The sequence below is a fragment of the Streptomyces sp. CBMA123 genome (genome assembly GCF_014596465.1).
GTDB lineage: Bacteria > Actinomycetota > Actinomycetes > Streptomycetales > Streptomycetaceae > Kitasatospora.
In genome coordinates, this window is record NZ_MECK01000557.1 from 25,435 (window position 1) to 43,493 (window position 18,059).

Annotated in this window: 14 protein-coding genes and 1 pseudogene; 2 read left to right on the top strand and 13 right to left on the bottom strand. The window is 66.7% G+C overall.

Annotation, left to right across the window (positions count from 1 at the left end; translation table 11 throughout):
• On the top strand, nt 1–1,710 hold the full coding sequence (locus tag BG452_RS37110) for a DUF262 domain-containing protein (protein ID WP_188308750.1): 1,710 nt from the start codon (nt 1–3) through the stop codon (nt 1,708–1,710).
• Between the two features lie 19 nt (nt 1,711–1,729).
• Nucleotides 1,730–2,395, top strand: a complete 666-nt coding sequence (locus tag BG452_RS37115) for a RadC family protein (protein ID WP_223243285.1) — start codon at nt 1,730–1,732, stop codon at nt 2,393–2,395.
• 10 nt (nt 2,396–2,405) lie between these two features.
• Here the strand turns inward: BG452_RS37115 and BG452_RS37120 are convergent, their stop codons facing one another.
• From BG452_RS37120 to BG452_RS37180, 13 genes and pseudogenes are all read right to left on the bottom strand, one after another.
• Nucleotides 2,406–3,482: a restriction endonuclease subunit S gene (locus BG452_RS37120; RefSeq protein WP_188308752.1), complete on the bottom strand. Its 1,077-nt coding sequence runs from the start codon at nt 3,480–3,482 to the stop codon at nt 2,406–2,408.
• Between the two features lie 46 nt (nt 3,483–3,528).
• Nucleotides 3,529–5,037 carry a class I SAM-dependent DNA methyltransferase gene (locus tag BG452_RS37125; protein ID WP_188308753.1) on the bottom strand — a complete coding sequence of 503 codons (1,509 nt, stop codon included), beginning with the start codon at nt 5,035–5,037 and terminating at the stop codon, nt 3,529–3,531.
• Nucleotides 5,038–5,542: 505 nt separating this feature from the next.
• Nucleotides 5,543–5,752, bottom strand: coding sequence for a type IV toxin-antitoxin system AbiEi family antitoxin domain-containing protein (locus BG452_RS46425; RefSeq protein ID WP_223243286.1), 210 nt, complete (start codon nt 5,750–5,752; stop codon nt 5,543–5,545).
• A gap of 78 nt (nt 5,753–5,830) precedes the next feature.
• Complete coding sequence (gene hsdR / locus BG452_RS37135) at nt 5,831–8,329, bottom strand: EcoAI/FtnUII family type I restriction enzme subunit R (RefSeq protein WP_411293078.1); 2,499 nt, start codon at nt 8,327–8,329, stop codon at nt 5,831–5,833.
• A 468-nt stretch (nt 8,330–8,797) separates the two neighbouring features.
• A complete protein-coding gene (locus BG452_RS37140; RefSeq protein WP_188308755.1) occupies nt 8,798–10,747 on the bottom strand; it encodes a hypothetical protein in 1,950 nt (649 codons plus the stop codon).
• Nucleotides 10,740–11,147, bottom strand: a complete 408-nt coding sequence (locus BG452_RS37145; RefSeq protein ID WP_188308756.1) for a hypothetical protein — start codon at nt 11,145–11,147, stop codon at nt 10,740–10,742. Before BG452_RS37145 ends, BG452_RS37140 begins: the two co-directional genes overlap by 8 nt.
• 443 nt (nt 11,148–11,590) lie before the next feature.
• Nucleotides 11,591–12,235: a LuxR C-terminal-related transcriptional regulator gene (locus tag BG452_RS37150; RefSeq protein ID WP_188308757.1), complete on the bottom strand. Its 645-nt coding sequence runs from the start codon at nt 12,233–12,235 to the stop codon at nt 11,591–11,593.
• Nucleotides 12,199–13,518: a sensor histidine kinase gene (locus BG452_RS37155; protein WP_188308758.1), complete on the bottom strand. Its 1,320-nt coding sequence runs from the start codon at nt 13,516–13,518 to the stop codon at nt 12,199–12,201. The genes BG452_RS37150 and BG452_RS37155 overlap by 37 nt, the downstream gene beginning before the upstream one ends.
• A 91-nt stretch (nt 13,519–13,609) precedes the next feature.
• Nucleotides 13,610–14,092, bottom strand: a complete 483-nt coding sequence (locus BG452_RS37160; protein WP_188308759.1) for a MaoC family dehydratase — start codon at nt 14,090–14,092, stop codon at nt 13,610–13,612.
• Nucleotides 14,093–14,221: 129 nt separating this feature from the next.
• The gene (sbnB, locus tag BG452_RS37165) at nt 14,222–15,298 is read right to left on the bottom strand and encodes a 2,3-diaminopropionate biosynthesis protein SbnB (RefSeq protein ID WP_188308760.1); all 1,077 of its coding nucleotides are present in this window, start codon (nt 15,296–15,298) and stop codon (nt 14,222–14,224) included.
• A gap of 41 nt (nt 15,299–15,339) precedes the next feature.
• Nucleotides 15,340–17,061: a phytoene desaturase family protein gene (locus BG452_RS37170; RefSeq protein ID WP_188308761.1), complete on the bottom strand. Its 1,722-nt coding sequence runs from the start codon at nt 17,059–17,061 to the stop codon at nt 15,340–15,342.
• A gap of 23 nt (nt 17,062–17,084) precedes the next feature.
• Entirely contained in the window at nt 17,085–17,813 is a 729-nt protein-coding gene (fabG, locus tag BG452_RS37175) for a 3-oxoacyl-ACP reductase FabG (RefSeq protein ID WP_188308762.1), read from the bottom strand.
• Nucleotides 17,810–18,059, bottom strand: a pseudogene (locus tag BG452_RS37180) (hypothetical protein); the annotation flags it as partial. The pseudogene BG452_RS37180 and the gene fabG, both read right to left, overlap by 4 nt.

The following is an 18,059-nucleotide window of genomic DNA, read 5'->3' on the forward strand; positions in this document are numbered from 1 at the left end:
GTGGAGAGTTCGCATGCTGTGGGGGCGCGTGTCCGAGCGCCGGAACCGACTATCGCTCCGATCGCCTCGCTGGCACAGCGGGTCTTGACGGGGGATGTTGTGCTGCCAAAGTTCCAGCGCGGGTTCGTCTGGACATCGGAGCAGATCCTCTACTTGCTCGACTCGGTGCGCCGAAACTATCCAGTTGGCAGCTTGCTCTTGTGGCGGACCACGGACAAGCTTGCAAGCGGGCACGAGATCGCCGGCTTGGACACTGTGCCCCAGCACGAGGGATCGCCGGTTCACTACGTCCTCGACGGACAGCAGCGTCTCGCCAGTTTGGTTGGCGCCCTGCACGGAACTGGGCCGCTGTGGGACATCGCGTACGACCTGGAGCAGGAGGAGTTCCTTCATCTCTCGGAGGGCACTCCAGTCGGACCGCACATCATGCCGGTACGGCATGTCAACTCAGTCGGCGCGATGCTGGCCTGGGTCAGGGAACACGCGCCGGATCAGCGTTTGCAGAGCCGCGCTGAGGCACTGAGCAACCAGTTCAATCACTACCAGGTGCCGGTGGTTACCCTGCTTGATGTATCGGAGGAAGACTCGGCTCGCATCTTCGAGCGGATCAACAGCACGGGCACGTCCATGGACATTGTTGACCTCGTGCGTGCTGGGACCTGGGCACAAGACTTCGACCTGAAGGAAGAGATCGAGCAGCTCCTGAAGGTCCTAGACCGAAAGGAGTACGGTCGCGTCGACACCAAGACCATGTTGCGAACTATTGCCGCAGCCGCCGGTTTTGGATTCTCGACCAAGGACATCCACCGGTTGCGCCAGGTGGACCGGCTGCGTCTTCGTGAGGCCGTCTCCGAGGCTGGCAAGGCCGCTGAGCGGGCGGTTGACTTCTTGTACACCCAGATCCGTACTCCGAACGCGGAGGCATTGCCCTATTACAACCAGTTTGCGGTGCTAGTCGAGGTGTTTCGTCAGCTACCCAAGCCGACGCCGACGCAGTACGACGCCGTAACACGATGGTTCTGGTTGACCGCGAGCGGCGAGTATTTCAAGGGTTGGCGGGAGTCCCAGATGACGCCCGACCTTCAGGCGGTGACGGCATTTGCTGAGGGGCGGACGCAGGAGATCGAGACAGGTGCAGCGCTGCCGCGAAGCGTCCTGTGGCAGCGCTCCCCGTTCTCAAGGCAGAACGCTCCAAGTAAGTTGCTGGTGCTCTTGCTCTCGTACGAGAACCCAATCGACCTCAACACTGGGCGCCGCATCGACGTCGGTAAGGCGCTGTCATCGCACAATGACAAGCAGTTCCATCACTTTTTCCCGCGGGCCTGGTTGCGCAGGCAGGGGGTGAGCGCTGCGAAGGCGAACGCCTGCGGCAATCTGGTCATGCTCACTGCACTGAGTAACAACTGGATCTCAGACCGGGCCCCGTCGCGCTATCTGAAAGATCTCGCGGACCTGAACGGCGAGGACGTGCTGCGCGCCCGCCTGCGTTCGTGCTTGGTGGAGGAAGATGCGTATCAGGCCGCGCTGCGGGACGACTTCGACGGCTTTCTGCGTGCCCGGTCGGAGACGCTGCACAAGCGGTTGATGGAATTGATCGGCTCGGCCGCTGAGGGCAGCGCTATTGGACAGTCTGACGGTATGTCGTCTGACGAGCCCACCCTGGACTCGGCTCCGGATGGCGGACCGGTCGACCGGGACTCCGTCGACTGAGGGTCGTGATCACGTGCGTATGCGGGATGTGCCAGAAGGAGACCGACCCCGAGAGCGCCTGCTCAACAAGGGAGCGGAAGCGCTGTCCGACCGTGAACTACTTGCGCTGTTGCTAGGAGCGGGCGTGTCTGGCCAGGACGCAGTGGAACTGGCTGGACGCTTGATCGCTCGATATGGCGGGCTTCACGAACTGTCACGTGTGCCTGCGCATGAGCTGGTGGCCGGCGGCCTGACAGGTATTGGTCATGCGAAAGCAGCTAGGGTCGCGGCTGCTTTCCAGCTGGGTCGACGGGTCTCATCGCCGGAGTCGAACACCCGTCAACGGATTCATGGGTCAGCCGATCTGGCAGCCGTCGCAGCGCCGCTTCTGCGAGGGTTGCGTCATGAGCGAGTGGTTGTGGTTGTCTGCGACGGTGCTGGAGCGGTCCTGCGCACAGCTGTCCTCACCGAGGGATCGTCGGACCGGAGCCTGATCCCAGTCCGGGACGTTCTGGCCTTGGTCCTCGCGGTAGGCGGGACGTCCTTCGGTGTGGTCCACAATCACCCCACAGGTCAGGCCGACCCGAGCGCAGCCGACCGCCTCGTCACAGCCCGTCTTGCGGCGGGTGCGGAGGCGGTCGGCTTGCGCTTTCTGGACCACGTAGTGGTCACGGAAAGCACCTGGCGTCGAGTTTCCCCGAGGTGAGCAAGGCGGATCACAGCTGCCCTGAGAACGCGGCATTAAGCAGTGCGGAACGGAGAGAATGCAGTTGATCTGTTTGCGCCGCTCCAGCGTCGGCCACCTTGCGCGCCAAAGTAAGTTGGCGCGCGATTCGGCGCTGCTCTGCAAGGTCGGGCAGAGGCACCTTGGTGCCGAGGAACGTCGTTGGGGAAGTCCGCTTGCGTCGGACCATGGAGCCGCGCGGAGTCAGCATGGACCATAGATTCGGCCAGGCCAACAAGTGGTCGATGTAGTCAGGGTCGGCCTCTTCTACATTGACGCTGAATACCGGGTATTCTGGCGAAACGTAAGTCTTGGAGAAGCTATCGTCTACAACTGCGAGGGCGCCTTCCCAGGCATTCAGTTTACTCATTACCACCTGGCCGGCCCGAAGTTGCGTAAAGTGCGCATATGCGGTTTCGCTGCCAAGGATGGGGGTGCGCTTGATCAGGCCGCGCCCGAAGCTATAAATGCCGGTGATTGGATACGGGGAATCGGGCTCGACGTCGACGAAATCGCTATCTAGGTAGAGTGCCCTCGACAATGGGGCTTGCTGGGCAACAGAGCGGAATAGTGCGTCGGCGTGCAACCGGGTCAGGGCAGCTGCCTGCTCCTTTAGATGGATTACTCTTTCCAGCAGTTTGATGGCTGCGTCGAGCTTGTTGGCGACGCGGCGCTGCTCGTGCAGGTCTGGCAGTGGTACGCGTGTCCCCAGAAGGGTGGCTGGGGTTGTTCTCTTGCGTCGGACCATTGAGCCGCGCGGGGTCAAACATCTCCAGAGCTCCGGCCATGCCAGCAAGTGTCGAAGGTACGCAGGGTACGCGCCCGCGGTGTTTATGGTAAAAACGGGGTATTCTGGGGAGACGTACGTGTCGCTGAAACTTTCCCCCACGACTGCCAGGGCGCCTTCCCAGGCGTTTAGCTTGCTCATGACGACCTGCCCCTCTTTGAGGCGCGCCATCCGGAGGTATGCGGTATCGCTTCCGTTAATTATTGGCCGCTTGATCAATCCGCGACCAAAACTGTAGATTCCGGTGATGGGATAAGGTTCTTCCGGTTGCAGGTCAACCATCGACGGGTCCTCATACAGGACGTCGCTAAGTTGACGAAGGGGGTACTTACTCACCGTGTCCTCCGAGCTCTCCGCGAAGCTCCTGAAGTAGACCCAGGATTTCCATCTCCGTCCTCGCTAGCTCGTCCACCAGATCTTCTGGTGTCCGGTGCGTCAATTCATCGCCCACGTGCGGGTTTGCGATATCCAGATTGAAGCCGGAGTTGACGATCTGCTCGGCCGGAACTTTCCACGCGTACTCGCACTGCTCGCGGCCCTCCCGCTTCTCGCCACCCCACCACTCGACGCACCCATCAAACTCTTCCAGCTGCATTGGCTTCGTCTTCGTGTATCCGCGACGTCCCTCAGGTAGCGGCACCTCGTAGAACCAGACGTCACTCGTTGGTCCGGTCTTCTCGAAGAAGAGAATGTTCGACGGAATTTGGGTGTAAGGGGCGAAGACTCCCTGCGGAAGGCGGACGACTGTGTGCAGGTCGCAGTCCTGCATCAGCTTCTTCTTGATTTTCGCGCCAATGGACGTCTCGCCAGTTGCGAACAGGCTCCCATTAGGTAGGACGATCGCACAGCGCCCTCCCCGCTTGAGCTGGTCCAGGATCGAGTACAGGAAGAGCCAGGCTGTCTCCTGTGTCTGGAAGCCAGCAGGGAACGCCTTGACGACCGTTGACTCCTCTTCAGCGCCAAATGGCGGGTTTGTAAGGACGACGTCCACTCGATCTGCAGCCGTCGAGTTGCGCATTTCCAGTAGCGCGTTGGCTCTGCGAACCTGCGGAGCGTCGATGCCGTGCAACAGCAGGTTCATGCTGCCCAGGAGATAAGGCAGGGGCTTCTTCTCGATGCCTCTGATGTCCGCATGCAGCTGCCTATGCTGGGTTTCTGTGCGGACCTGACCCTTCAATTCCTCATACGCCTGGACTAGGAAGCCAGCCGTTCCGCTAGCTGGGTCGAGGATCGAATCGCCTAGCTTCAGGAACGACTGTCGGACCATGAAGCGGTTGACCGGCCGCGGGGTGTAGAATTCGCCAGAATCGCCTGCTGCGTCCCGCATCTCCTTGAGGATCGACTCGTAGACGAATGCCATTGTGTGGATGTCGTCAGTCGAGACAAAGTGGATCTGGTCAACGAGATTCACTAGGTCCCGCAATAGTGACCCCGACTGCATTCGGTTGGTGACATCCCTGAAGATGGTAGAGATGACGTTACGCGGGTCCTCGGCATGTTCACCGACCAGTCCGGCCAGGTGTGGAATGAGCTTCTCGTTTACGAAAGCCTTCAGCTCGTCGCCGCTCAGATCCGGGTCCGTAGCCCAATCGTCCCAGCGGTAGGGAGCTTCGATGGCCCGACGGTAGCCATCCGGGTCGAGCGCTTCACCCTCCTGCTCGACACGTTCCTCGAATGCCTTCAGGAATAGCAGCCAGGACAGCTGCGGCAGTCGATCCAGGTCGCCGTTCATGCCGGCGTCCTTGCGCATGGTGTCGCGTGCGCTCTTGATGAGGGATGCGAGGCGGGTCCGTGAGGTGGCTGCGGCTTCGGCTGTCTTTTTCTTGGGCGCTGCCATGTCAGCTCAACCGGTCCTTTTTCTAAGGGGTACTCTTGTTGTTACTGGGATCGTGGAAGAGGAGTGGCACGGTGACGGGCGTCATCGGTCAGGGCAGCAGCTCAGTAGCACTAGTTGACGAGGCCGCAGCCAGCGCTCGCTCCAAACCCAGCTCCGCTCGCGCGCCTAGTTGGTGGGCCGTGTCCAGGAGCTTCTGTCGGGTAACAAGGCCCTGATTCAGCGCCTCAGCTATAGCAGCGTCGAGCCTGTGCTGGTCCGCGCCTTCCGCGGCGGTTTCCACCAAAGCGCGTAGCGGGGTTGTTACTCGGTATCCCCTGCGCTCATCCAAGTGTTCATCTGCGAGATCCGCCCGATGCAGGATCAAGGCGTCACTCTGCTGCCGGAAGTTCCGAGGGACGGTTACGTGGATCTGGGATGGGTTGGCCGGACCCAGGCCATGTGCAGCGAGGGCCGTGGCGTGAGAGATGACCGCCCTGCCTTTGCTCCACAGTGACCAGCGCACCAACTACTCGTCTCCCTCTTCCGGGAGATCCGCGAACTCCCGGAAACGGTAGATGGCTCGATCGACCGGGGTCCAGTTGCCATGCTGTGCGTGGTAGCGCTGCGCTTGGTACGAGTACCCGGCGTCCCTGGCCTGCGCTGCGGTGAAGTACCCGCGCTGGGTGCTGGCGATCCGCCACAGTTCGGCGCGGGTATCCGTACGGTCTCTGAGCACGTCCCTACCTTAGCAGGGGCGTCGAAGTACAAGTCCACTTTATGTTCCGTGGATCTATTAACATCAAACTAAAGTTTGCTATGAGGCGCTCAGTAGGCGTGCCGCAAGATCGTCGAACGCCTCATGTGCTGCGTTCCCCTTGCCGAACCGCCGCGTGAGTTCCACTACCCGTCCCATCTTGCTGAACGGCGGCACCTTCAGGGTGTCCGCCTTCAACTGAGGCGAACCTGACTCGACGAACTTATGGAGCATGCTCTCCAAAACCTCTCGCGCCTGCTCCGAGAAGGACTCCATGAAGACCCGGTGCTCCTTGCGGAACCGGACCAGCCGTTCGTCGCGGCTGACGAGAGGCAGACCCCATGCTGCGTTGAGCAGTAGGTCGATGGGGTCGACGTCGGGGTTGGCCATATCTTCGGGCAGCCTCTCGACATCGATGTCGTTCTCCTTGAGGAGCGTGATGAGGAGACCGCGGCTTTTCGCCTGGGCCCACTGAGTACGCAGTTCCCCAGGCTCCAAGCTGAGTTCCAGGACCCTGTCGTGCACCCATTGTTCAATGCTGACCAGCTGCATCGAGCGTCCATCATCGGCCAACCGGTACCGCCGCTCACCCCACTTGTAGACGTCGACACCCTTGACTGTGTAGCGGCGTCCTAGCGCCTGGATTCGTTCGATCTGGTCCGGATCGGTGATGTTGTTCCCCGAGCCCCGTGCTTCGTCGAGGGTGCCGCCTTCCTCCTGTTTGTAGGAGGACTCAGGCTCGGCCACTGTTTCCGTGTCGGGTTCCTCAACCTCTTCGGCTGGGGGCGTGATGTCCTCCGACTCCACGATGGCCCCCTGCTCATCGGTGATGTCCTCTACGACCTTGAGTGCAGGACCATCGAAGCTGGGGTCGTCGAAGAGTCGTGTTGCCTCCACGAAGTCGATGACGTCGAATGATTCCTTGCCGATCTCCGGGCACAGACGGGTGCCGCGACCGATGACCTGCTTGAACTCGGGCATGGATGCCATGCGCCGGAAGATCACGATGTTGCGCACAGCCGGCAGGTCCACCCCAGTGGAGAGCAGCTTCGACGTGACGGCAACGATCGGCTGATTCGAGTCTTCCTTGCGGAACTCCTCCAACGAGGCCATCCCTGCTTCCTTGTCGGCATTGGTGATCCGGACGACGTAATCGGGAAGCCTGCTGACTTCCTTCGAAGCGGCGTTGAAGAGAGCATCACGCATGCGTGCGGCGTGATGGTTGTTCTCGCAGAAGATGAGTGTCTTGCCCTGCAATCCGTCTTCGGCGGTATTCCGAAGGTGTTCGAGCACGTACTGAGCCGCTACCTCTGTACGCTCCAGGATCACCATGACCCGCTCGTACTCCTTCGGGCCGTAAATGTTGTCCGGAATCTCGCGCCCGTAGATGTCCTTCTCACCCGGCCGTGGCCTATAGCCTTCCATGTCCACGTTTAGCCGGACCCTGCTCACCCGATAGGGAGAGAGGAAGCCGTCCTGGATTCCGTCCCTGAGGGAGTATGTGTAGACAGGGTTTCCGAAGTACTCGTAGGTGTCTGTTTTCTTTTTTCCGTCCTGTACAGGGGTCGCAGTGAGGCCGATCTGGAAGGCGGGTGAGTAGTGCTCTAGTACCTTGCGCCACCGTCCGTCGCTGTTTGCGCTGCCGCGGTGGCACTCATCGACGATGATGACGTCGAAGTAGTCGGGCTCGTACTGGCGGAACAGCTCGGCCTCGGCCTCGCCTTGGTCCAGTGACTGGTACAGGGCGAAGTAGACCTTCCGGCCGCGTTTGGCCTCTCCGCCGCCGATCTTGTGAACGTCGTCCTCGCCGAAGACAGGCAGGAAGTAACGGTCCTTGGGGTCGTCGACCAGCATGTTGCGGTCCGCCAGGTACAGGACACGCGGTTTGCGTCCGCCGAAGACCCCGGGGGCGTTGGACAGTCGGGCCACCAACTGGAGAGCAAGCATGGTCTTGCCCGTTCCCGTTGCTAGGACGAGAAGGATGCGGCGTTCGTTGCGGGCGAGCGCCGCAAGGGCCCTGGTGATGGCGACCCGCTGATAGTAACGGGGCTGCTTCGGTGCGTTGTTCGTGTTGCGCAAAGTGTAGTCGTAGGGCGCGGAGAGCAGCTCCTCAGCATGGGCGGTGCCCACGACTCCCTGATCTCCAAGGAAGCGAGCCCAAAGCTCGCTTGGTGTAGGGAAGCGTTCCAGCTTCTTGATAGTGGGTCGGTCGCCGCTGAAACTGACCTCGACGATCTCGGACCCGTTGGTGGCGTACGCGAACGAGAGCCCGAGCTTGCTGGCGTACCGCCTTGCTTGTTCCACCCCGTCGTCGGGATCGCGGCGGTAACGCTTAGCCTCGACGACGGCAAGCGGTACGTCTGGGATGTACTCCAGGACGTAGTCGGCACGGAGAGGCGCACCGCGCTTGTGGAGCTTCTTGGTCGGCACCAGCCCACCGTTGTTGATCGGGTACTGCGACCGGATCTGCTTCCGTTCCCACCCCGAGGCATCAAGAGCAGGAAGGACGAAGGCCGTACAGGTCTCGTCCTCGTTCATCTTGTACGCATCACTCCCCATGGGTACAGGTGTACTGCACCGAGCTGACACACGCGGATGAACTGCGAAAACGATGAGAAGGGATCCGCGCTCCTGCGTGAGCGATGCGTGAGCGGACGGGGTGGCACATGCCGGTTCGGACGGGATCGTGGAACACGCTGCAACCTTCTGACCTGCGGGTTCATCACCAAGTGATCGATGCCGGCAGTAGCCGTCATGATCACCGCAGGGCTCGTAATGCGTAGGTCGCGGGTTCGAATCCCGCAGGCGGCTCAGTGAAGGTCCAGGTCGCGTAGCCCGTGACCTGGGCCTTTTGTCATTTCTCGGCGTTCGGGCGTCGGCCTGTAGCTTGCAGGCCGACGCCCGCCCGAGAGCATCCGGGTGCTGTTGTGTCAGCACCGTCCGGCTTGCGGGCATCGGCAGCCGTACTCTGCCGGCGCTCCTGTGATCACTCGAACCGTGGCTGCGACCTGGCTTCCGTGGCGTGCGCTACGTCCCCTCCTCGGGCTCTGTCGCTTCGGCCCCGCGTCGGTCGTCGTACCGGTCCGCCCAATCGGCGAGCGTTCGGGAGATGCGGTCCAGCTTCGAGCGAAGGGCCGTAACCTCCAGGGAGTCCCATCCGTCGCGCTCGACGAGGCTGGCTCCGCCGAGATCGACGGGGACGGTCCGCAGGACGTCCACGGCCCCCTTCAGTCGGTCGACGCTCACGGTCACGTCGGCCCAGCGCAGACTCGCGGCTTTGAAGCCCGAGGCCGCTTTCTCCAGGGTTTCGCCGTTGTAGGTGTGGCGGACCCGGTCGTTGGTCAGCTCGCGCGCACCTTCGGAGCTCCGTGGTACGAGGCCGTCCTCGTCGACCTCGTACAGTTTCAGCCCCAGCCGGCCGGCCCGCACGATCTCGTAGGCCTGGAGGACGCCGCGTCGGCGGGAGAGCATGGCGCGCAGGACGGCTACCGCGGTGCGGTCGTCATTGTCGTCCGGCCCGCCGAAGAGCTCGCGTTGAAGGGCCATCGGCTTGGCCAGTGCCATGTAGTAGGCGGCTTTGACCGCGAGCTCGGTCTGGGCGACACCCAGCCGTCCGTTGTCGCCCAGCCCGCCGTTCATCTCTTCCAGGGCGTCGTCACGCAGCTCCTCCAGGGACCGGCCGGCCTCGGCCACCCCCTCCAGCGGACTGTCATGCGGAAGGCTGTCGATCTCCGGGAGCCGGTAGGCGCGTTGGAGGACGGCGCGCCGCGGCCGGATGAAGTGGGGGTCGTCGTTCTCCTCGGTCCTGACCGGGCGAAGGATCAGCTCGACGGCGATGTCCACCCGGTCCTCGCGCGTGGGCTTCTGCTTCGCCGTCAGCGACCGGATGCCGTCGTTGACGCGGCGTGCCGTGCCGGCACCCAGCACGGCTCGGACGATCTCCCCGGCGCGCACGTCGCGATCTCGGCTGCACCCTTCGTCCACGGCCTCTTGGGCGGTGATCGTCCCGGCGAACCACCGCTTCTCAGCCGCAGTGATGCGGGCCGGTCGAGTTCGAGTGGGCTCGGCCAAGGTGTCGAGCACGGCATCGGCCTTGGCCTCGTTCTCAACCGCCGGGCTGTACGGCTTGGGCGGGCGAATGTGGGTGAGGCCGATGAAGTTGCGCACGGCCGTGTGGAAGCGGAGTTGGGCCCGGTGGTCGGAGACGAATCCGACGACGACGCGTGCGGGGACGGTGAGCACCCGCACCTTCGCCTGATCGGTCTCACTGAGGTTCTCCCAGCCCACCTTCTGGGTCAGGCGGACGAGCGAGTTGACCTCCCTCCGGAACTTCCGGTCGTCCTTCCCCCACTCGTAGGCGACCTTCGCCGGCGCGTAGCCGAGCAGGTCGTGCACCGCACTGATGCGGCTCGAACCGTCCGCGGCGATCAGCATCGTTTCCGACGGGCGTCCGTCGTGGTGGTGCACCGTCATCGAGACGACGGTCAGCGGCTGGAGGACTCCCTCCACCCCGATGTCCTCGCGAAGAGGATTCTCTTTGACGAGCCGTCCCTTGGTGTCCTCCAAGCGCTGCGCGAGAACGTTCGGGCTGTCGACCCGGATCTCGAGCTCCGCGCAGTGGTCCGGGCCCGAGACGGGTTCGGGCATGGCCAGACCGGCTCCTCTCCCGCCCAGGGCATAGGTGCGACGCCCGTACTCCCGCGGGTTGGCCGGATGAGGCACCACGGACGCGGACCACAGCCGGGTCTCCACGATCGACAAGGTGCCGCCCTGGACGCGCAGTTCGGCGACATCGGCCAACTTCCGGCGCATCTCGTCCGGGCGGACCGCCGCTCGTGCCAGCCCTCGGACCGCGCTCTCCGAGAAACCCCTTCCGGCAAGCGTGTCGGCGAGGTTGTCCACCGCGGCGGCGCGGGGAAGCGTCCACTGGGAAGGCTGCCAGCCGCCCTCCGCCTCGACGGCCCCTTCCTCACTCACTCGTGGCCTCCACGATCCGGTCCGCGAGGAGGAGCGCCCTGCGCGCTCGATCCCGATTCGCGCGGACGGTCGCCTCGCCGCCGTTCGCGGGCCGGGAGAGCTGTGCGGCCGACTCGCTGAGCGCGGCGCGAACCTGGTACCAGCCCTCCGGCGTCAGCGGCACCGTGAACAAACGCTCGCCGTTCATGTTCACGACCGAGCAGTGCAGCTCCCTCTCGGCGATCTCGGTCCACTGGGCCGCCAGCTGACCGATGGTCACCCCGGAGCCCCGGCGTGCCGCGGCTTCCGGCGACGTGACCGCGCGGCATCCGTCAACTGCTTGCAGGAGAACGACCGTGACGAGGGCGACCTCGTCCTGGTCCAAGGAAATCAGGATGGTCATGGCGTCATTGCTGGGCACCGGCAGCACTCCGTGAACGTCGGCAGATGAATCGGACATGTCTTCGTCCTGCCGCCAGGCGCGTGCGCGCGAGGCGAAGCGAGAGCGCGGACATGTCTTCCGCCGACCTCCACCCGTGTCGGTCCTCGGAGCGTGTCGCCTCCGGAACCTCTGATGCCGTCCGAGCCGCACACCATCCGGCCCGAGGGGAACAAGGTGTCAGCACCAGCACCCCAGGGAGCACGGCAAGCTACACGACTGCTCGGGCTCGATCGAAGGAATCGGCGGAGGAGTCATGTCTCATGACGCGGGGACATCGAACAGGTCGCCCGGTGTGAGCGTAGTGGCTCGATCGCTCAGTGTGCAATCTGTGTTTCCGGCGCGGGAGTTGACCGCTTGGCGTCAGGGCGGAACTCGATCCGCCGAGGCCGTCCTCGCCCGTGCGGGAGGACCGGGTGGCGGGGCTACTGGTCGAGGTAGGCGAGGACGGCCAGGACGCGGCGGTTGTCGGCGTCGGTGGGGATGAGGTTGAGCTTGGTGAAGATGTTGCTGATGTGTTTGGCGACGGCCTTCTCGGTGATGAAGAGGCCTTGGGCGATGCCGGCGTTGGAGCGGCCCTGGGCGACCCATTCGAGGACTTCGCGTTCGCGGGTGGAGAGGGCGGAGATGGATTCGTCGCGTTCCTTGCGGACCAGGAGCTGGGAGATGACCTCCGGGTCCATGGCGGTGCCGCCGTCGGCGACGCGGCGGATGGAGTCGAGGAACTGGGAGCCGTTGGTGACGCGGTCCTTGAGCATGTAGCCGACGCCGCGGCCGCCGCTGGCGAGGAGTTCGCGGGCGTAGAGGGGTTCGACGTACTGGGAGAGGAGGAGGACGGGGAGGCCGGGGGTGGTGCGGCGGGCGGTGAGGACGGCGCGCAGGCCCTCGTCGGTGAAGTTGGGGGGCAGCCGGACGTCGACGACGGCGACGTCCGGCTGGTGGTCGGTGAGGGCGCGGAGGAGGTCGGCGCCGTTGTCGACGGCGGCGGCCACCTCGTGGCCGTAGGCCTGGAGGAGGCGGATCAGACCGTCCCTCAGGAGGAAGTGGTCTTCGGCGAGGACAATGCGCAAGGGAGCTCCATGGTGACCATGGTGGGGCCGTTGACGGGGCTGCTGACGGCGAGGACGCCGTCGAAGGTGGCGAGCCGTCGTTCGATGCCGCGCAGGCCGGTGCCGCGGGTGGCGTCCGCGCCGCCGCGTCCGGTGTCCGTGACGGTGATGCGCAGCATGCCGTGATCGTAGCGAATGTCGATCCAGGCGCGGTCGGCGTGGGAGTGCTTGGAGACGTTGGTGAGGATCTCCGAGATGGCGAAGTAGGCGGCGGACTCGACGGGCATCTCGGGGCGGCCGGGGAGGTCCACCGCGACCTCGGTGGGGACCGGGCAGACCATCGCCAAGGCCCGTACCGCGTCGGCGAGTCCGCGGTCGGCGAGGACCGGCGGGTGGATGCCGCGGACCAGGTTGCGGATCTCCTCCAGAGCCTTGGTGGAGGACTCCCGGGCCTCGATCAGCAGGGCGCGGACGGCGTCCGGGTTGGTCTCCAGGAGGTGTTCGGCGGCGTCCAGGGTCATGCCCATCGCCACCAGGCGGGCCTGGGCGCCGTCGTGGAGGTCGCGCTCGATCCGGCGGATCTCGGCCATCTGGGTGTCCACCGCGGTGCTGCGGGTGGTGGTGAGGTGCTCGATCCGGCTGGCCATCAGCTCCTGCTCGCTCGGGGCGAGCATCGAGCGGGTGTAGAGGGCGTGCTTGCGCACGGCGCGGGGCGCGACCCAGAGGGCGAGCGGGAGTTGGAGCAGGCCGAGCACGCCGGCCAGGACCGCGGTGGCCTGACCGTCGATCGGGATGAACTGGTACCAGAGGCCGTCCCACTCGAGGGACAGCGGGACACCGAAGAAGGCCAGGAAGATGCCCCAGAGGCCGCTGAGCACCAGGGCGATCGGCCCGAAGGCGAGGAGGCCGCCGACGATCGGGTCGGTGAGGACCCAGGTGAACTCCCGCTTGGTCTGCGGGTCGCTCAGGATCCAGCGGTAGCGGGCGACGGCCCCGGAGGCGCCCTCGGGGGTGGGCGGCAGCGGTCCGGGCGGGCCCGGGATGCGGACGCCCGACCAGTCCTCGGCCAGGGCGCGCTGACGGGCCGCCAGGGCGCGGACCCGCTCCATCGACCGGGGCACCAGGCCGAGGCCGGAGCCGACCAGGGAGATCGCGGTGGAGAGCCCCAGGGAGCGGCCGAAGGCGGCGACCGAGAGCCAGCAGAGCGCCACCGCGCGCCCCAGTCCGGTGAATCCGGCGGAGGCGGAGAAGCCCCTGATCTCGACCGGTGCCGGGTCCGCCCCGAGCTGCATCGTGCGGTCCATGGACACGCTCCTCTCTGGTGCCTTCGCGTTGCCCGGCCGTGGTGGCCGTGGGGACCATTCTGGCGGCGACGGGGGGCGGAAATCGGTAGTACTAACTCCCCTCTTGGTCCACGGGGGTTGGGTCGGCGAGGAAGAGCGAGAGGGTGTCGGCCACGCAGGCCGCGCGGGACTCGCCCTCGATCTCCACGGTCATCCGCACCGCGGCCAGGTGGCCGACCGGGGTCTCCCGGACGCTGGTGACCCGGGCGCCGCCGCGGACCCGGGCGCCGACCTTGACCGGGTGCGGGAAACGGACCTTGTCCAAGCCGAAGTTGACGCCCATCGTGACGTCCTCGATCTCGAAGATCGCGCGCATCATCGCGGGCAGCAGGCCGAGCGTCATGTAGCCGTGGACGATGGTGGCGCCGAACGGTCCGGTGGCCGCGCGTTCGGGGTCCACGTGGATCCACTGGAGGTCGCCGGTGGCGCCGGCGAACCGGTCCACGTTGTCCTGGGTGACTTCGAGCCAGTCGCTGTAGCCGAGGTGCTCGCCGGTCGCCTCGGTGAACTCGGCCAGGGTGGCAAAGGATCTCATGGGGCGATTCTCCGCTCCGGCTGCTGACGCCCAACTGACGGGCTGCTGACGGGGGCGGGGACGGTCGGCGCACGACGGACGCCCGCCCCGGGGTGCGGGGCGGGCGTCCGTCGTGCGTCCGGTGGCGAGTCAGCCGTAGCGCTTGAGCTCGTGGAAGAAGTCGGGCACGGTGTGCAGCCCCTCGGCGGCCCGGACGTGGTCGTAGACGTGCTTGGCGACGGCCAGGTCGAGCACGCCGAGGCCGAACGGGGAGAAGACCACCGGACGGTCGGCGGGCGGGGTGATCGCCCCGGTGAGCACGTCGTACAGCGTGCCGGCCACGAACTCGCGGTTGCCGACGCGCTGTTCGGCCAGGTGCGGGGAGGTGCCGGCCTTCAGGCAGTGGTCGATGTCGTCGACCACGTTCCAGGCGTCGAGGACGATCTCCGGGGAGAGGTCGCGCAGCGAGACGTGCAGCACGAGCGGGTGGTGGGCGAACCAGGCCGGGTCGGTCACGTGCGGTTCGCCGGCCACGGTGGCGAAGACGATCAGGTCGGCGGAGCGGACCAGGTCCTCGGGCTTCTCGTGGACGGTGACCGCCAGTTCCTCGCCCTCGGCCCGGCGCAGGTAGTCGGCGAAGCCGTGGGCGTGCTCGGCGGAGAGGTCGTGGACGCCGGCCTCGGTGAAGTCGAAGCCGTTGGCGGCGAGGTAGGTGTGGACGTAGCGGGCGATCAGGCCGACGCCGAAGAAGCCGACCCGGCGCGGGCGTTCGCCGCGGGCGTCGGCCAGCCGGGCGGCGGCCAGGGCGGCGGAGGCGGCGGTGCGGGCCGCGCTGATGATGGAGCTCTCCAGGCAGGCGAAGGGGTAGCCGGTCCGCTCGTCGTTGAGGATCAGCACGGCCGAGGCGCGGGGCAGGCCGGCCGCGACGTTCCCCGGGAAGCTGGAGATCCACTTGACGCCGTGCACCCCGACGTCGCCCTCGACCGAGGCGGGCAGCGCGATGATCCGGTCGGCCGGACGGTCCGGGAAGCGCAGGAAGTACGAGTCCGGGTTGACCGTCCGCCCCTCGCCGTGCAGCCGGTAGGCGGCCTCGACGGTGGCGATGACGTCCTGCTCGTGGCCGTGGAGGGCCTCGTGCACCTGGGCGCCGGAGACCACGGAGAAGGTCGGCGCGGCGGCGGTCGGTGCACCTGGGGTGGCGGTGTCTGCCGTGGTGGCACTGGTCATGGGAACACTGCTCCTGGTCGGGCGAGGGCGGGCGGGGAGGTTCAGCCGATCCGGGCGAGGCCCTTGGCATTGCGGCGGGCGAGGCCGCGGGAGACCAGCAGCGGGTCCCAGCCCGGGCCTCGGTCGGGCAGCCGGGCGGGGTCGCCGAGCACCGTTCCGGCGACCACCTCGTTCAGCAGCGGGCGGCCGAGGATCTGCCCGGCGGCGACCGTGCCGCCGCCGGCGACGGCGGCCAGGCCGCTGCCGTAGCGGGTGCTCTGGCCGACCACGAAGAGGCCCTCGACGTCGGTGCGCACGTCGGGCCGCTGGTTGAGGCTGCCCCAGCTGGCCATGCCGTACGGGGTGCCGCCGGAGCTGAGGACGTAGCGCTCGTGGCTGAGCGGGGTCGCGGTCTCCAGGTGGGTCACACGGTCCCGGAAGGGGCCGATCACCTTCTCGGCGGCGGTCACCATCAGCTCGGTGAACTGCTGCTTGCGGGCCTGGTAGGCGGCGTCGCGACGGTAGCGAGCGCCGTCCGCCGGGCCGCCCCGGACGCCCCAGAATCCGTGGCCGGGCGGGCTGAGGGTGAGCACCTGGAAGTTGGTGTGGCCGGGCGGGCAGACCGCGGCCGCGCCCGGGTCCTTCTGGGAGGCGAAGGAGAACATCAGCTGCGGCAGCTCGCTCACGGTGCCGTGGCGCTCGCACTCCTCGAGCATCGCGGCGTGCGCGGCCTCCATGTCGTCGCTGCCGTGCCACCAGATGTTGGCGTTGGGCAGGCCGGACAGCTCGGTGTCGAGCGCGACGTACACCGCGACCATGGCGCCGCGCATGGTGGCCTCGCGGGTGCGGGCGACCAGGTCGGCGGGGAAGGCCCGCTCGCCGCCGCACAGGTCGAGCACGGTGCGGCGGTAGTCGGCGTTGGAGATCACCAGGGGGGCGGATATCCGGGTGCCGTCGGCGAGTTCGACGCCGGTGGCGCGGCCCTGGTCGATCAGGATCCGGCGCACCTCGCACCGGGTGCGCAGTTCGCCGCCGTGGGCTTCCAGGGCCTCGACGAAGGCCGCCACCAGGACCTGTCCGCCGCCCTCCGGGTAGTACGCCCCGCGCAGGTAGTGGTCGAGCATGGCGGCGTGGTCGGCGAAGGGGATGCCGTCCGGCATGGTGCCGTAGTTGCCGGCCTGGGCGGCGAGCAGGGTGCGGCCCTTGGGGGAGAGGCGGCAGTGGTCCAGGGCGTCGGCGAGGGTGCGGGCCCGGCGGGCCCAGCGCATGGTCTCCGGGGACTCGCGGAACAGCTCGACCATGGACCGGCCGAGCAGGGCCTCCCGGGTGGCGACGGCCACCGTCTCGGCGAGGTGGACGAAGCGGTCGATCCCCTCGGTCTCCTCGGGCAGCGCGGCGCGGAGCCGGTCGCGGTAGGCCGGCCAGCCGGCCGGCACGTCCAGGGTGGCGGTGGGGGTGATGATCCGGTCGAAGCCCTGCTCGTTGTCCATCGGGCGGAAGACCACCCGGTCGCGGACGCCGAGTCCGGACAGGACGGCCGGGAGCATGCCGTCCGGGCCGCAGTCGCCGACGTAGTGGGTGCCGACGTCGAACTCGTACTTGCGCCGGCGGCGGAAGACGTGGGCGTTGCCGCCGGCCACGTCGTGTTGTTCGAGCACCAGCACGCTGCGCCCGTCGGCGGCCAGGTAGGCCGCGGCGGACAGTCCGCCGAGGCCGCTGCCGACCACGATCGCGTCGTAGCGGTCTCTGCCGCCTCCGGCCGTCGGACCCTGCGCTTGCGGCATGTGCGCCCCCACTCGTCGGACCATCAGAACGTGCCGCCGCCGTGGATCTCGAAGACCGACCCGCTGATGTAGGCCGCCCGGTCGGACAGCAGGAAGGAGACCAGATCGGCCACCTCCTCCGGCTTGCCGACCCGGCCGAGCGCGACGCTCCCCAGCATCCGCGCCAGCGCGGCCTCGGACATGTCGCCGACCATGTCGGTGGCGATCAGGCCCGGGGCGACCACGTTGGCGCGTACACCGCGCGGGCCGCACTCCTTGGCCAGGGACTTGGTGAAGCCGATGATCCCGGCCTTCGAGGCGGCGTAGTTGGCCTGGCCGACGTTACCGTAAATGCCCGACACCGACGACAGGTTGACGATCGCTCCGCTGCGGCGCTTGCTCATCGCGAAGGCCGCCGCGCGGCACACGTGGTAGACCCCGTCGAGGTTGGTGCGCAGCACCTGGTCCCAGTCGGTCTCGGGCATCAGGATCACCGGGCGGTCCCTGGTGATCCCGGCCGAGGTGACCGCGGCGTCCACCGGGCCGAGTTCGCGCTCGGTGCGGGCGAACCAGTCGCGGACCTGGGCGGAGTCGGCGACGTCGCACTGGGTCGCGGTGATCCGGGTGCCGGACTCCCCGGCCTCCTTGACCAGGCGCTCGGCGGCCTCGGCGTTGGAGCGGTAGCAGAAGGCGACGTCGTAGCCGTCCCGGGCGAGGCGCAGCACGACGGCCCGGCCGATGCCCCGGGAACCGCCGCTGACCAGGGCGATCATGCCGGCACTCCGTTCGTGGTGGTGGCGGTGGCGGTGGTGGTGGCGGCGGGGCTCAGCAGACGCAGCACCGCGCAGCCCACCGCGCCGTCCCGGTCGACGGCGGTGACCAGGGCGATCCGGCCCGCCGCGGCCGGCTCGGCCTCGGCGGCGCCGAGCAGCGCCTGGATCTGGAAGGTGGCGGCGGCCGCGCTGGTGTCACCGAGCAGGGCCATGGACGGGACGGCGGTGAGCGCCTCGGCCGGCAAC